General features: G+C 62.4%; 16 protein-coding genes. 8 read left to right on the top strand and 8 right to left on the bottom strand.

Annotated elements, in window-relative coordinates; all coding sequences use genetic code 11:
• Positions 1–54: 54 nt before the first annotated feature.
• Positions 55–1,950, bottom strand: coding sequence for a potassium transporter Kup (locus QZ497_RS16960; RefSeq protein WP_295477033.1), 1,896 nt, complete (start codon positions 1,948–1,950; stop codon positions 55–57).
• Positions 1,951–2,210: 260 nt separating this feature from the next.
• Here QZ497_RS16960 and rimO point away from each other — a divergent pair, with 260 nt between their 5' ends.
• From rimO to tsaA, 5 genes are all read left to right on the top strand, one after another.
• Positions 2,211–3,551: a 30S ribosomal protein S12 methylthiotransferase RimO gene (gene rimO / locus QZ497_RS16965; protein WP_295477035.1), complete on the top strand. Its 1,341-nt coding sequence runs from the start codon at positions 2,211–2,213 to the stop codon at positions 3,549–3,551.
• A gap of 74 nt (positions 3,552–3,625) precedes the next feature.
• On the top strand, positions 3,626–4,066 hold the full coding sequence (locus tag QZ497_RS16970; protein ID WP_295477037.1) for a GNAT family N-acetyltransferase: 441 nt from the start codon (positions 3,626–3,628) through the stop codon (positions 4,064–4,066).
• Positions 4,067–4,138: 72 nt separating this feature from the next.
• Positions 4,139–4,849, top strand: coding sequence for an rRNA pseudouridine synthase (locus QZ497_RS16975; protein WP_295477039.1), 711 nt, complete (start codon positions 4,139–4,141; stop codon positions 4,847–4,849).
• A gap of 24 nt (positions 4,850–4,873) precedes the next feature.
• The gene (locus QZ497_RS16980) at positions 4,874–5,344 is read left to right on the top strand and encodes a DUF1456 family protein (protein WP_295477041.1); all 471 of its coding nucleotides are present in this window, start codon (positions 4,874–4,876) and stop codon (positions 5,342–5,344) included.
• Complete coding sequence (tsaA, locus tag QZ497_RS16985; RefSeq protein WP_295477043.1) at positions 5,341–6,042, top strand: tRNA (N6-threonylcarbamoyladenosine(37)-N6)-methyltransferase TrmO; 702 nt, start codon at positions 5,341–5,343, stop codon at positions 6,040–6,042. The genes QZ497_RS16980 and tsaA overlap by 4 nt, the downstream gene beginning before the upstream one ends.
• A gap of 47 nt (positions 6,043–6,089) precedes the next feature.
• Here tsaA and fpr read toward each other — a convergent pair whose 3' ends face one another.
• Complete coding sequence (fpr, locus tag QZ497_RS16990; RefSeq protein WP_295477045.1) at positions 6,090–6,869, bottom strand: ferredoxin-NADP reductase; 780 nt, start codon at positions 6,867–6,869, stop codon at positions 6,090–6,092.
• A 124-nt stretch (positions 6,870–6,993) separates the two neighbouring features.
• Between fpr and QZ497_RS16995 the strand changes: the two genes are divergently transcribed.
• The gene (locus tag QZ497_RS16995) at positions 6,994–7,920 is read left to right on the top strand and encodes a LysR family transcriptional regulator (protein WP_295477047.1); all 927 of its coding nucleotides are present in this window, start codon (positions 6,994–6,996) and stop codon (positions 7,918–7,920) included.
• A gap of 254 nt (positions 7,921–8,174) precedes the next feature.
• On the opposite strand, the gene QZ497_RS17000 is transcribed toward QZ497_RS16995, so the two are convergent.
• The 3 genes from QZ497_RS17000 to QZ497_RS17010 all read right to left on the bottom strand — a co-directional run bounded on the left by QZ497_RS17000 (position 8,175) and on the right by QZ497_RS17010 (position 10,180).
• Entirely contained in the window at positions 8,175–8,543 is a 369-nt protein-coding gene (locus QZ497_RS17000) for a diacylglycerol kinase (protein WP_295477049.1), read from the bottom strand.
• 74 nt (positions 8,544–8,617) lie between these two features.
• Positions 8,618–9,265: a response regulator transcription factor ErdR gene (erdR, locus tag QZ497_RS17005; RefSeq protein WP_295477051.1), complete on the bottom strand. Its 648-nt coding sequence runs from the start codon at positions 9,263–9,265 to the stop codon at positions 8,618–8,620.
• Positions 9,266–9,469: 204 nt separating this feature from the next.
• Positions 9,470–10,180: a tRNA-uridine aminocarboxypropyltransferase gene (locus QZ497_RS17010; RefSeq protein WP_295477052.1), complete on the bottom strand. Its 711-nt coding sequence runs from the start codon at positions 10,178–10,180 to the stop codon at positions 9,470–9,472.
• A gap of 194 nt (positions 10,181–10,374) precedes the next feature.
• Between QZ497_RS17010 and QZ497_RS17015 the strand changes: the two genes are divergently transcribed.
• Both QZ497_RS17015 and QZ497_RS17020 read left to right on the top strand, forming a co-directional pair.
• On the top strand, positions 10,375–10,797 hold the full coding sequence (locus QZ497_RS17015; protein WP_295477054.1) for a quorum-sensing-regulated virulence factor family protein: 423 nt from the start codon (positions 10,375–10,377) through the stop codon (positions 10,795–10,797).
• Between the two features lie 343 nt (positions 10,798–11,140).
• Entirely contained in the window at positions 11,141–12,253 is a 1,113-nt protein-coding gene (locus tag QZ497_RS17020; RefSeq protein WP_295477056.1) for a TIGR00730 family Rossman fold protein, read from the top strand.
• Positions 12,254–12,260: 7 nt separating this feature from the next.
• Here QZ497_RS17020 and recX read toward each other — a convergent pair whose 3' ends face one another.
• From recX to QZ497_RS17035, 3 genes are all read right to left on the bottom strand, one after another.
• Positions 12,261–12,728, bottom strand: coding sequence for a recombination regulator RecX (recX, locus tag QZ497_RS17025; protein WP_295477058.1), 468 nt, complete (start codon positions 12,726–12,728; stop codon positions 12,261–12,263).
• A gap of 8 nt (positions 12,729–12,736) precedes the next feature.
• The gene (recA, locus tag QZ497_RS17030) at positions 12,737–13,804 is read right to left on the bottom strand and encodes a recombinase RecA (protein WP_295477060.1); all 1,068 of its coding nucleotides are present in this window, start codon (positions 13,802–13,804) and stop codon (positions 12,737–12,739) included.
• Positions 13,805–13,894: 90 nt separating this feature from the next.
• Positions 13,895–14,395 carry a CinA family protein gene (locus tag QZ497_RS17035; protein ID WP_295477062.1) on the bottom strand — a complete coding sequence of 167 codons (501 nt, stop codon included), beginning with the start codon at positions 14,393–14,395 and terminating at the stop codon, positions 13,895–13,897.
• Between the last annotated feature and the right edge of the window lie 42 nt (positions 14,396–14,437).

A 14,437-nucleotide genomic window follows, 5' to 3' on the forward strand; every position in this document is an offset into this window, starting at 1 on the left:
TGAACCGACATGAAAAAGCCCCGCCAGTGCGGGGCTTTTTCATGCCTTTCACAACTAGATTTCTACCTGGGTACCCAGCTCGATCACCCGGTTGTACGGCAGCTTGAAGAAACGCAGGTTGCCGTTGGCGTTCTTGAGCATGAAGGCGAACAGCGCTTCGCGCCAGCGCGCCATGCCAACCATCTTCGACGGGATGACCGTCTCGCGGCTCAGGAAGTAGGTGGTGCGCATCGGGCTGAAATCCAGGTCCTGCAGGTGGCACAGGGTCAGCGCCTGGGGCACGTCCGGCTCGTCGATGAAGCCGAAGTGCAGGATCACCCGATAGAACCCTTCGCCGTAGGCTTCCACTTCGAAGCGCTGGCTGGCCGGCACTCGCGGGCAGTCTTCGTAGACCACCGTCAGCAGTACCACCTGCTCATGCAGCACCTGGTTGTGCAGCATGTTGTGCAGCAATGCATGGGGCACGGCGTCCGAGCGCGCGGTGAGGAACACGGCCGTGCCCTGCACGCGATGCGGCGGCTGCACACGAATGCTGCCGATGAAGATCGGCAGCGGCAGACCCGCCTCGTCGATACGCTCGGAGAGCAACTGTCGGCCCCGCTTCCAGGTGGTCATGAGAATGAACAGCACCGCACCGGCCAATACCGGGAAGGCACCGCCCTGGACGATCTTCGGCACGTTGGCGGCGAAGAACAGGCCATCGACCAGCAACAGGCAGATCAGCAGCGGCACCGCCAGCAGCGGCGGCCACTTCCACAGCAGCAGCATCACCGAGGAGACCAGGAAGGTGGTGCACAGCATGGTACCGGTCACGGCCACGCCGTAGGCCGAGGCCAGGGCACCGGACGACTCGAAGCCGATTACCAGCAGGATCACCCCGACCATCAGCGCCCAGTTCACCGCACCAATGTAGATCTGCCCCTGCGCGTCGCTGGAGGTGTGCTGGATGTACATGCGCGGGATATAACCCAACTGGATGGCCTGCAGGGTCATGGAGAAGGCCCCGGAAATCACCGCCTGGGAAGCGATGATGGTCGCCAGCGTCGACAGTGCGATGAGCGGCAGCAGGGCCCAGCCCGGTGCCAGCAGGTAGAACGGGTTGCGCACCGCATCGGGGTGCTCCAGCACCAGCGCACCCTGCCCGAAGTAGTTGAGCAGCAGGGCCGGCAGCACCAGCAGGAACCAGGCGCGGGAAATCGGCTTGCGGCCGAAGTGGCCCATGTCGGCATACAGCGCTTCGGCACCGGTCAGCGCCAGCACCACTGCCCCGAGGATCGCCACGCCGATGCCGGGATGCAGGATGAAGAAGCGCACACCCCAGACCGGATTGACCGCCTGCAGCACCTCGGGCGTATGCATGATGCCGTAGATGCCCAGCGCGCCCAGCACCAGAAACCAGGTCACCATCACCGGGCCGAACAATACCCCGATACGCGCGGTACCGTGCTTCTGGATCAGGAACAGCCCCACCAGTACCACCAGCGACATGGGCACGATCCAGCGCTCCAGGCCCTCGAAGGCCAGCTCCAGACCTTCCATGGCCGAGAGCACCGACACCGCCGGGGTGATCATGCTGTCACCATAGAACAGCGCGGCGCCGAACAGCCCGAAGGCCACCATGACCATCTGCAGCTTGGGAAACTTCGCCGAGGCGCGCCGTGCCAGTGCAGTGAGCGCCATGATGCCGCCCTCGCCCTGGTTGTCGGCGCGCAGGATGAACACCATGTATTTGAACGATACCACCCAGATCAGCGACCAGAAGATCAGCGACAGCACGCCCAGGATCGCGTCGTGATTGACTTCCACACCATAGCCGCCCTGAAACACTTCCTTGAGGGTATACAGCGGGCTGGTGCCAATGTCGCCGTACACCACCCCCACGGCGGCGACCAGCAGGCTCAAAGGCTTGGTGGCACTCCCTGTTCCAGCCTGACTACTTGCATGACTCATCGAAAACTCCCCAAAGCCGGAACCAGAGGTCCAAACAGGACTAAACAACAGGAAACAATTGAGTTTGCACAGTTTATTGACATCCGCCGTGCTCAACGCGGCGAAGCATAGCGCAGCAGTGCTCTTATTTCTTCTCCTGCCTCTGGTCATCGCGGCGCCTGATCGCTAGAATTGCGCACTTTTTGACCAGAGGCGCGACCAGCGCCCAGTCGGTGCCCGTGCCCTACGCCGAGGCGCCACCCTTTACGCCGAGGTTTGCCATGTCCACCGCCAATACGCCGACGCCCAAGGTCGGGTTCGTTTCCCTGGGTTGCCCGAAGGCACTCGTCGACTCCGAGCGCATCCTCACCCAGCTGCGCATGGAAGGCTACGAAGTCGTGCCCACCTACCAGGACGCCGACGTCGTGGTGGTGAACACCTGCGGCTTCATCGACTCGGCCAAGGCCGAATCCCTGGAAGTGATCGGCGAAGCCATTGCCGAGAACGGCAAGGTGATCGTCACCGGCTGCATGGGCGTCGACGAAAGCGTAATCCGCAACGTGCACCCCAGCGTGCTGTCGGTCACCGGCCCACAGCAGTACGAGCAGGTGGTCACCGCCGTGCACGAGGTGGTCCCGCCGAGCCACGAGCACAACCCGCTGATCGACCTGGTGCCGCCACAAGGTATCAAGCTGACCCCGCGCCACTACGCCTACCTGAAGATTTCCGAAGGCTGCAACCACAGCTGCAGCTTCTGCATCATCCCTTCGATGCGCGGCAAGCTGGTCAGCCGCCCGGTGGGCGACGTGTTGGACGAGGCGCAGCGCCTGGTCAAGGCCGGCGTCAAGGAGCTGCTGGTGATCTCCCAGGACACCAGCGCCTACGGCGTGGACGTCAAATACCGTACCGGCTTCTGGAACGGCCAGCCGGTCAAGACGCGCATGACCGAACTGTGTCAGGCGCTCAGCACCCTGGGCGTCTGGGTACGCCTGCACTACGTGTACCCTTACCCGCACGTCGACGAGCTGATCCCGCTGATGGCCGCCGGCAAGATCCTGCCGTACCTGGACATCCCCTTCCAGCACGCCAGCCCGAAGGTCCTCAAGCTGATGAAGCGTCCGGCCTTCGAAGACAAGACCCTGGCACGCATCAAGAACTGGCGCGAGCAGTGCCCTGAGCTGATCATCCGTTCGACCTTCATCGTCGGCTTCCCGGGCGAAACCGAGGAAGACTTCCAATACCTGCTGGACTGGCTCACCGAAGCCCAGCTGGACCGCGTCGGCTGCTTCCAGTACTCGCCGGTGGAAGGCGCACCAGCCAACGACCTGGACGTTGAGCAAGTACCTGACGACGTCAAGCAGGACCGCTGGGACCGCTTCATGGCCCACCAGCAGGCGATCAGCGCGGCACGCCTGCAGATGAAGATCGGCAAGGAAATCGAAGTGCTGATCGACGAGGTCGACGAGCGCGGCGCGGTCGGTCGCTGCTTCTTCGACGCGCCGGAAATCGACGGTAACGTCTACATTGGTCTGGAAGACGACAGCCCGGTGAAGCCTGGCGACAAGATTCTGTGCCGCGTCACCGACGCCGACGAATACGACCTCTGGGCCGAAGTGCTGTAAGCGCCCGGATCGCTTCGTCAGCCCTGCCCTTGGCAGGGCTTTTTCATTTACATGCTGCACATCGAGGATGCGAGATGGATTTCCATACCCCCGACAAGAGTGAATTCCCCCGCATCGTCGAGGTGTGGGAAAGCTCGGTGCGCGCCACGCATCACTTCCTGCCGGAAGACTACATCGTGCGTCTCAGAAAGCTGCTGCTCGAACAGTACCTGGAAGGCGTGACGCTGTTCTGTACTCGTGAACAGCAGGTGATCACCGGCTTTGCCGGGGTCAGCGACGACAAGCTGCAGATGCTCTTCGTCGCCGCCGATCACCGCGGCCAGGGCCTGGGCCGGCAACTGCTGGAACATGCCATCGAGCACTACGGCATCCGTGAACTGGACGTCAACGAACAGAACCCGCAGGCGCTGGGCTTCTATCAGAAGCAAGGCTTCAGGATCAGCGGGCGCACGCCGCTCGACGGCCTGGGCCAGCCCTACCCCATGCTGCGCATGCTTCTCGACCGCCCCGCCTGAAGTTCAGGCGAGCGGCCTGAGCCGCCCGGCTACACTGCCGGCAAACCCCCTATTACCCAACGGCCATCAGTCATGTCAGAACCCCTACGCCTTTCCAGACGCCTCATCGAGCTGACCGGCTGCTCGCGCCGTGAAGCCGAGCTGTACATCGAGGGCGGCTGGGTCACCGTCGACGGTCAGGTCGTCGAAGAGCCCCAGTTCAAGGTCGGCGACCAGCGCGTCGAGCTCAGCGCCGGCGCCACCGCCAGTGCGCCAGACCCGGTGACGCTGATCGTCCACAAACCGGCCGGTATCAGCCTGGAAGCCGCCTTGCAATCCATCACCCCGGCCACGCTGTGCCGCGACCTGACGCCGGACAAACGCGTGCTGAAGGGCCATTTCCTGCGCCAGAAGCCCATCTCTACGCTGCAAGACAATGCCAGCGGCATGGTGGTGTTCAGCCAGGACTGGAAAACCCTGCGCAAGCTCACCGATGACCGCAGCAAGATCGAGCAGGAATACGTCGTCGAAGTGCGTGGCGACCTGGTCGCCCACGGCCTGAATCGCCTGAACCATGGCGTGACCTGGAAAGGCACCGAATTGCCGGCGGTCAAGGCCAGCTGGCAGAGTGAAAACCGCCTGCGCCTGGCCATGAAAAATCCGCAACCTGGGGTCATCGCACAACTCTGCAGCGCTGTCGGCCTGCAGATCGTTGCCTGCCGGCGTATCCGTATCGGTGCGGTATCGATGGGCAAGTTGCCCGAAGGCCAGTGGCGCTACCTGACCGCCCGAGAAAAGTTCTGAACCCGTTTCAATGGATCATCCATCATGCTCAACAATGACATCCTGCGCAGTGTGCGCTACATCCTGGCGGCCAATGACGCCAAGATCGTCGAGATTCTCAAGCTCGCCGACCAGTCGGTGAGCCGCGCCGACGTGGCCGCCTGGGTCAAGCGCGAAGAAGAAGAAGGCTTCGCCCGTTGCCCGGACACCGTCATGGCGCACTTGCTCGACGGCCTGGTCTACTACAAGCGCGGCAAGGACGAGAGCCGCCTGGCGCCGCCCATCGAACTGCCGGTCACCAACAACCTGGTGCTCAAGAAGCTGCGCGTGGCCTTCGAACTCAAGGAAGACGACCTGCACGAAATCCTCGACGCGGCGGGCTTTCCAGTCTCCAAACCGGAGCTGAGTGCGCTGTTTCGCAAGGTTGGCCACCACAACTACCGAGAATGCGGCGACCAGTTGCTGCGCAACTTCCTCAAGGGCCTGGCCCAACGCCTGCGCCCGGCCAAGCCATGAGTTTTCAGGTCTCGCCCGTCGGTTTCGTGCGCTCCTGCTTCAAGGAGAAGTTCGCCATCCCGCGCCAGCCACGGCTGGCTCCGGCGGCACGTGGCGTGCTTGAGCTGATCCCGCCCTTCGACCAGGGCGAGGCTGTGCAGGGCCTGGAGCAGGTCAGTCATGTCTGGCTGCTGTTCCTGTTCCACCAGGCCCTTGAAGACACCCCACGGCTGAAGGTGCGCCCGCCCCGCCTCGGCGGCAACCAGAGCATGGGCGTGTTCGCCACCCGCGCGACGCATCGCCCCAACGGTATCGGCCAGTCGGTGGTGCGCCTGGAGAACGTCGAACCGGGTCGCCTGTGGCTGTCGGGCATCGACCTGCTGGACGGCACGCCGGTACTGGATATCAAACCGTACGTGCCTTACGCCGACAGCATTGCAGAAGCCACCAACCAGATGGCCAGCGCAGCACCGGTGCTGATCCCGGTGCAATGGCAGGACAGCGCCCTGGCACAGGCCCACCACCACGCGCAGCGCCTGGGCGAGCCGTTGGTGGCACTGATCGAGCAATGCCTGGCCCAGGATCCGCGTCCGGCCTATCAGCTCCCGCCGCCGGAGCGGCGCTATGGCGCTCAGTTCTGGGACCTGGACGTGCGCTGGCACTACCCTGAGCCGGGCGTCATCTGCGTACTGGAAGTGGTACTTTCGCTTGACGCATAAAAAACCCGCCGGCTCCGGGAGGCGGCGGGTTTGTCGTGCAGCGTTGCTTACTTCTCGACGAAGGCACGCTCGATCAGGTAGTCGCCCGGCTCACGCATGCGTGGCGATACCTTCAGACCGAAGCTGTCCAGCACCTGGCTGGTCTCATCCAGCATGCTCGGGCTGCCGCACAGCATGGCGCGGTCATCCTGCGGATTGATCGGCGGCAGGCCGATGTCCTCGAACAGCTTGCCACTGCGCATCAGGTCGGTCAGACGGCCCTGATTGTGATAAGGCTCACGGGTGACGGTCGGGTAGTAGATCAGCTTTTCACGCACCGCATCGCCGAAGAATTCGTTCTGGGGCAGGATCTCGGTGATGAACTCGTGGTAGGCCACTTCGCTGACCCAGCGCACGCCATGAACCAGCACGACCTTGTCGAAACGCTCGTAGGTTTCCGGGTCCTGGATGACGCTCATGAACGGCGCCAGGCCGGTGCCGGTGCTCAGCAGGTAGAGGTGCTTGCCAGGCAGCAGGTCATCCAGCACCAGGGTGCCGGTGGGCTTCTTGCTGATGAGGATCTCGTCGCCTTCCTTGAGGTGCTGCAGCTGCGAGGTCAGCGGGCCGTCCGGGACCTTGATGCTGAAGAACTCCAGGTGCTCTTCCCAGTTCGGGCTGGCCACCGAGTAGGCACGCATCAGCGGACGCCCGTTGGGCTGCTGCAGACCGATCATCACGAACTGACCGTTCTCGAAACGCAGGCCTGGGTCCCGGGTGCACTTGAAGCTGAAGAGGGTGTCGTTCCAATGGTGAACACTCAGGACACGCTCGTGATACATGTTGCTCATGTACGGGAAAACTCCTGGAAAAATTCGTCCGCGCCTGCAGCAGGCACTATTGCGCGCCATTCTAGTGGCAGACACAATATCTGTTAACTGAATTATCAAGATATGGGTTATCGGTTATATAGATATGCGATTCACTCTACGTCAGTTGCAGGTTTTCGTCGCCGTCGCTCAACAGGAAAGCGTCTCCAAGGCCGCCGTGATGCTGTCGCTGTCGCAATCGGCCGCCAGTACCTCGATCACCGAGCTGGAGCGCCAGTCCAGCTGCCAGCTGTTCGACCGCGCGGGCAAGCGCCTGAGCCTCAACGCCACTGGCCGGCAACTGCTGCCGCAGGCCGTCGCCCTGCTCGACCAGGCCAAGGAAATCGAAGACCTGCTCAATGGCAAGTCCGGGTTCGGCTCACTGGCCGTCGGCGCCACCCTGACCATCGGCAATTACCTGGCGACCCTGCTGATCGGCGGCTTCATGCAGCGTCATCCGGAAAGCCAGGTGAAACTGCATGTACAGAACACCGCGCACATCGTGCAACAGGTTGCCCACTACGAGATTGACCTGGGTCTGATCGAGGGTGACTGCAGCCATCCGGACATAGAGGTGCAGTCGTGGGTCGAAGATGAACTGGTGGTGTTTTGTGCCCCCCAACATCCTTTGGCACGCCAGGGCCGGGCGACGCTCAAGGAACTCACCCAGGAAGCCTGGATCCTCCGTGAACAGGGTTCCGGCACCCGGCTGACCTTCGACCAGGCCCTGCGCCACCACCGCAACGGCCTGAACGTACGTCTGGAGCTGGAACACACCGAAGCCATCAAGCGTGCCGTGGAGTCGGGGCTGGGTATCGGATGCATCTCGCGGCTGGCCCTGCGCGATGCGTTTCGCCGCGGTAGCCTGGTGGCCCTGGACACGCCGGAGCTGGACCTTGCAAGGCAGTTCTACTTCATCTGGCACAAGCAGAAGTACCAGACCTCGGCAATGCGCGAGTTTCTCGACATGTGCCGGGACTTCACCGCCGGAGTGCAACGCAGCGATCAGATCGTGCTGCCCAGCCTGTACTGAGCGCTCACTCTGAGGCCGCTCACCCGGCAGGGCTGTCCTTAGCCTCAATACTGTTCGCTTAAGCGGCATGTGGCCCGGTGGGAGCGGCTTTAGCCGCGAAAGCGCGAGGAAATTCACTGCATCTGTTGTGAACAGGCGGTCGCTTCGCGGCTGAAGCCGCTCCTACCCGGCCTAACTGACCAATATTGTCTTTAGCCTGGAGGCTGTGCGCTGCTGACGCAGCGCCTACGGGCAGGCAAGGGTACAGCGCAAGATCAGCCCAGCAACACCACCGCCCACACCACCGCGATGATGCTCAAGGCCACGAACTGCGCGGCACTGCCCATGTCCTTGGCGTTCTTCGACAACGGGTGCAGGTCCAGGGAAATCCGGTCGATGGCCGCCTCCACCGCCGAATTGAGCAATTCGACGATCAGCGCCAGCAGGCACACGGCGATCAACAAGGCGCGCTCGCCCCGGCTCACGTCGAGCAGGAAAGACAGCGGGATCAACAGCACATTGAGCAGCACCAGCTGGCGGAACGCCGCCTCGCCCTTGAAGGCCGCCATCAGCCCGTCGAGAGAATAGCCTGCGGCGTTGAGAACACGTTTGAAGCCGGTCTGGCCCTTGAAAGGCGACAACATATGCAAACTGCCATGCGGAAAGGATGAGGGAAACTAAGGGCACGTCAGTCAAAAAAACGTGAACCCGATGGAGATCAACTGGCGGTCACCGATTCCAGTTGTTGCAGCAGCAAGGCCGCCTGGGTACGCGTGCGCACGCCCAGCTTGCGGAAGATCGCCGTGACATGGGCCTTGATGGTGGCCTCCGAGACATTCAACTCGTAGGCGATCTGCTTGTTCAGCAGCCCCTCGCAGACCATGGTCAGCACCCGGAACTGCTGCGGCGTGAGACTGGCGAGTCCCGCACTGGCCGCCTTCGCCTCAGCCGACACGCTGACCGCCTCATCGGCCTGCGGAGGCCACCATGCGTCGCCGTCGAGTACCGCCCGCACCGCCTGCTGGATGGTTTCCAGTGGGCTGGACTTGGGAATGAAGCCGCTGGCGCCGAACTCCTTGGCCCTGACCACCACCGCCGCCTCCTCCTGCGCCGAGACCATCACCACCGGCACCTGGGGATACTGCCCGCGCAACAGCACCAACCCCGAGAACCCATAAGCGCCTGGCATGTTCAGGTCCAGCAGTACCAGATCCCAATCGGATTTCTCGACCAGGCGCTCTTCGATCTGCGCGATGCTCTCGGCCTCGACCAGCCGCACCTGCGGCCCCAACCCGAGGCTCAGCGCCTGATGCAGGGCGCTGCGGAACAGGGGATGGTCATCGGCGATGAGGATGTCGTAGGTCATGGTGGGGTCCTGTTCTTATAGTGAGTGCGAACACTCAACGGGGCATCCGCAGGATGCCGGCAAATATCCATTGCGCCTGCAAAACACGTCCAGGAAATCTCACGCCTCGGGGCGGCGCCAAGCATGCCCAGCCCCAAGGTGGTGGTCAAGGGAGAGACTGGCCATAAAGCTGGCAGATAGCCTTCTTCCAGCGCCACACACGACTCAGCGATACTTCTTGACCGTCGTATGCGCAGCGTCCTCCGGATCGATGGGCCGCTGGAACTTGGCTCCCAGGTAATGCGCGCTGAACACGTCGAGCCACGCATCCAGCACCTCGCTGGCCTGGGTGTCCTGGGCCAGCTCCAGGCACAGCGCGGCCACTTCGGCGGTGCAGAAGTGGTCCTCGCGCCGTGAACGCCGCAGTCGATAGCGGGAAATCTGTTCCGGCTCCAGGCTCAATACCGGAAAGCGCTCCAGATACGGGCTCTTGCGGAACATCTTGCGCGCCTCGGTCCAGGTGGCGTCCAGCAGAATGAACAACGGCCGCTTGCCCGGCGCCGGCTCGACACGCGTCACCACCCTCTCACGAGCCACGAACTCACCCGGAAATACCAGGTACGGCTGCCACTGCGGGTCATCCAGCAGCGCCAGGAGCCTTTCGTCGACCTCGATGCGCGACCAGCCGAACGCATGGGTATCCTCGATGACGTCGGCGATCAGCCAGCCGGTGTTGGTCGGCTTCAAGGGCTCAGTGTCGTACATCAACAGGCACATCGCCGAGCGGGCCTGAACCTTGGGGCGCCAGGCACACAGACAGTAGCTGAAGATCACCCGGCAATCCGGGCAACGGGGCGCCCGGGAACCCCGCGCGATGAATGGCTTGGTACTGCGAGCCAGGCGCTCGTCACGCAGGCGCGAAACGGCATGGCTCATGACGGCGGGTACTCGCACGCGAAGGACATCGGCACAACGGAAATCCGGCAAGGTGGAAAGGCCGCGCAGTTTAACAGCTCCCACACCACAGCCTAATGAGAATCGGGCCGACAACCCCTATACTGCCGCGCCATGCTGTGAACGCACATCAAAGACGCTGGTCAAAGCGCCAGCCACCGTATCAGGAGACTTCAATGCTGCGCCTCATCGTTCCAACCCTCACGCTGCTGCTCGTTGCACCTTTGGCTGCCCAGGCCGCCTCCAAGCAGGAGTACGAACTCAGCCAGATGCTGGATAAAGTGGCCAAGGAAAGCAGCGTCGGCACCCCGCGCGCCATCAACGAAGACATCCTCGACCAGGGCTACACGGTCAACGGCAACGAGCTGATCAACCACCTGAGCGTGCGTGAAGGCCAGGCCCAGCAGATGCGTGCCAACCCGGGCACCGTGCGCGCGCAGCTGGGCAACAGCGTGTGCCATAACAACGGCTTCCGCCAGTTGATGACCAAAGGCGCGGTGCTCAAGTATCAGTTCAGCGAATACAAGAGCAACCGCCCGATCGTGACCCAGACCTTCACCAACGCCGATTGCACCGCCCAGCCCAAGGCCAAGAAGTAAGCGACCCGCCGACTGCACGCTCTAGCCCGCACTGCGTGCAGTCCGGCCCGCCGCCCATTGCCGGGGGTCATACATCCACGCCTCCTATCACCCCTCCTCGTCGCACCGCACGGCTGCACCGGCCATCGCAGCCCCCCCGGTCATTCATGAAGCGAAACATCATCGAATCGACATTAATGGCCTGCTGACGCTATAACTCTTCATAAAACCTGAAGATTCTTTGCGTTCCGGCGCAATTGAGCACGATCCGCCAGCCGGCCGGATCAGGCCTCGCCAACCAGACACCGCACCTGCCTGCCACCGGTGGACAACGGTGCGAATCCTGCCCGAGGAGAAGACCTTCATGCCTTACTTACCCAACGAGCTGCTATCACGGCACTTTCAGGAAGATGGCCGTGACCTCACGCGCCAGATCGAAGCTCACGTCAGGCAAGTCGCCCCCGACAGCCCCAACGTCCTGCTGTATCGCGACATGATGCTCACCGTATTGCGCATGGCCGAGGACGACCGCAACCGCTGGAATGCCAAGATCGTCCTGAAAACCCTGCAAGAGCTGGATAACGCCTTCCGTGTTCTGGAGCGCTTCAAGGGGCGGCGCAAGGTCACTGTGTTCGGCTCGGCGCGTACGCCGGTCGAACATCCGCTTTACGCCATGGCCCGGGAGCTGGGCAGGCAGTTGGCCGAAGCCGACATGATGGCAATTACCGGAGCAGGCGGCGGAATCATGGCCGCCACCCATGAAGGCGCAGGATTCGATCACAGCCTGGGCCTAAACATCACCCTGCCCTTCGAGCAGCATGCCAACCCAGTGGTGGACGGCAGCGATCACCTGCTGTCATTCCATTTCTTCTTCACCCGCAAACTGTTCTTCGTCAAGGAAGCCGACGCCCTGGTACTCTGCCCTGGCGGCTTCGGCACCCTGGACGAGGCCCTGGAAGTCCTGACCCTGATCCAGACCGGCAAGAGCCCACTGGTTCCGGTGGTCTTGCTCGACACCCCTGAGGGTCGCTTCTGGCAAGGGGCGCTGGACTTCATCAAGGCCCAGCTCGAAGACAATCGCTACATCCTGCCCAGCGACATGAAGCTCATGCGTCTGGTCCACAGCCCTGAGGAAGCTGTAGAGGAAATCAACCGCTTCTACAGCAATTTCCATTCGAGCCGCTGGATGAAAAAGACCTTCATGCTGCGCATGCGACATCCGCTCAGCGACGCGGCGCTAGAGTGCATTGACAGGGATTTCAGGGATCTATGTCTGAGCGAAGGGTTTCAGCAGCATGACTATCAGAGCGACCAGGACGATGCACAGTTCAGCACCCTCACCCGCCTGACATTCAGCTTCACCGGTCGTCAGCAGGGACGGTTGCGGGAGTTGATCGACTTCATCAACCTGCCCGAGAACTGGGTAGAACCACTGGCAGCCCCGGCACGCTCACGCCACGCGCAAGGCGCCCATTGAAGCACTGTCAGTCGTCGTCGCCACGGCCACTGAGCAGGCGACCGATCATCTCCATCGGGTAACCGCGATACCCAAGGAAACGTGTCTGCTGCGCCCTTTCCCGAGCATCGGCGGGGCGCCTGCCGGCGAACTTGCGCTGCCAGGTATCGGTGAGCCGTTCCCGCCAATCGACGTCACATTCGCGCAGAGCCTGCTCGATGTCCCCACGCGCCAGGCCTCGCTGACTCAGCTCTTCGCGAATGCGCAATGGACCATAACCGGCACGGGCGCGGGCCGAGACGAAACTTTCAAGATAGCGACTTTCGGAGAGCAGCCCTTCTTCGGTGAGACGGTCCAGAGCTGATTCGATGAGTTCAGGCGGGGCGCCGCGCTGACGCAGTTTGCGCGTCAGCTCGACACGACCATGCTCGCGCCGAGCGAGCAGGTCCATTGCGGTGCGCCGTACAGCGACAGAGGTATCGAGCACGGTTTTCATGCACAGATTCAGATATCGGCGTCAGCTTCAGCCATGTCATCAGCGGACTCGCTGAATTCCATGCCGCGGTTATCAGCCGCACCTGGTCCGGTGGTCAGCAGCTTGTCGCGAATCTGCTTCTCCAACGCGCCGGCGATTTCCGGGTTCTCCGCCAGGAACTTGGCAGAGTTGGCCTTGCCCTGACCGATCTTGTTGCCCTGGTAGCTGTACCAGGCGCCGGATTTCTCCAGGAAGCCATGAGCAACGGCCAGATCGATGATCTCGCCATTGAGGTAGATGCCCTTGCCGTAGAGAATCTGGAACTCGGCCTGACGGAACGGTGGAGCGACCTTGTTCTTGACGATCTTGACGCGGGTTTCGCTGCCGACCACTTCGTCGCCTTCCTTCACCGCGCCGGTGCGGCGGATATCCAGACGTACCGAAGCGTAGAACTTCAGCGCGTTACCACCAGTGGTGGTTTCCGGGCTACCGAACATCACGCCGATCTTCATACGGATCTGGTTGATGAAGATCACCAGGCAGTTGGCGTTCTTGATGTTACCGGTGATCTTGCGCAGCGCCTGGGACATCAGGCGCGCTTGCAGGCCGACGTGCATGTCGCCCATCTCGCCTTCGATCTCGGCCTTGGGTACCAGCGCAGCCACGGAGTCGACGACGATCACGTCGATGGCGTTGGAACGCACCAGCATGTCGGTGATTTCCAGGGCCTGCTCACCGGTGTCCGGCTGCGAGACCAGCAGGTCGTCGACGTTGACGCCCAGCTTGCCGGCGTACTCGGGGTCGAGTGCGTGCTCGGCGTCGACGAAGGCACAGGTGGCGCCCAGCTTCTGCGCCTGAGCGATCACCGACAGGGTCAGGGTGGTTTTACCAGAAGATTCCGGGCCGTAGATCTCGACGATACGACCCTTTGGCAGGCCGCCGATACCAAGAGCGATATCCAGGCCGAGCGAGCCGGTAGAGATGGAAGGAATAGCCTGGCGCTCGTGGTCACCCATGCGCATTACGGCACCTTTACCGAATTGACGCTCGATCTGACCCAAGGCCGCAGCCAAGGCTTTCTTCTTGTTCTCGTCCATTGAAGTCCTCACGTAATCAAATTCAAAGGGCCTTGCGGCCACGACAACTGTATAAGTAGACAGTATTATTCCACAGCCCCGAGGGATCGCCTACCCCTGTTTCGGCATTTCTGCCTGACAAAGCTCCAGCAGCCCCTCTAGCGCGGCCTTTACCGTCTGTCGGCGGACCGCGTCACGGTCGCCGGCAAAATGTTCGCAGCGGGCAATCGACTGCGCGCCGACCGCCCAGCACAACCAGACGGTGCCCACCGGCTTGAGCGGCGTACCGCCACCCGGGCCCGCCACACCACTGACGGCCACCGCAAAGCGCGCACCGCTGCCGCGCTGGGCACCCTGTGCCATGGCCCGCACCACCTCTTCGCTGACCGCCCCGACGCTGCCGAACAGCTCCTCGGGGACGGCCAGTTGGCGCGTCTTCTGAGCATTGGAGTAGGTCACGTAGCCGGCCTCGAACCAGGCCGAACTGCCAGCGATGCGAGTGATCGCCTCAGCGATACCACCGCCGGTGCAAGACTCGGCCGTGCTGACCTGCGCCCCGAGACGTTGAAGCTGCTCGCCCAGCGTCGCGGCGAGACGGGTAATGTCATCCATGCGGCGTTCCTTGTATCTATCCGGGAAGTTCTGGCCGGCAAG

This window comes from uncultured Pseudomonas sp., assembly GCF_913777995.1.
In the GTDB taxonomy this organism is placed as follows: Bacteria; Pseudomonadota; Gammaproteobacteria; order Pseudomonadales; family Pseudomonadaceae; genus Aquipseudomonas.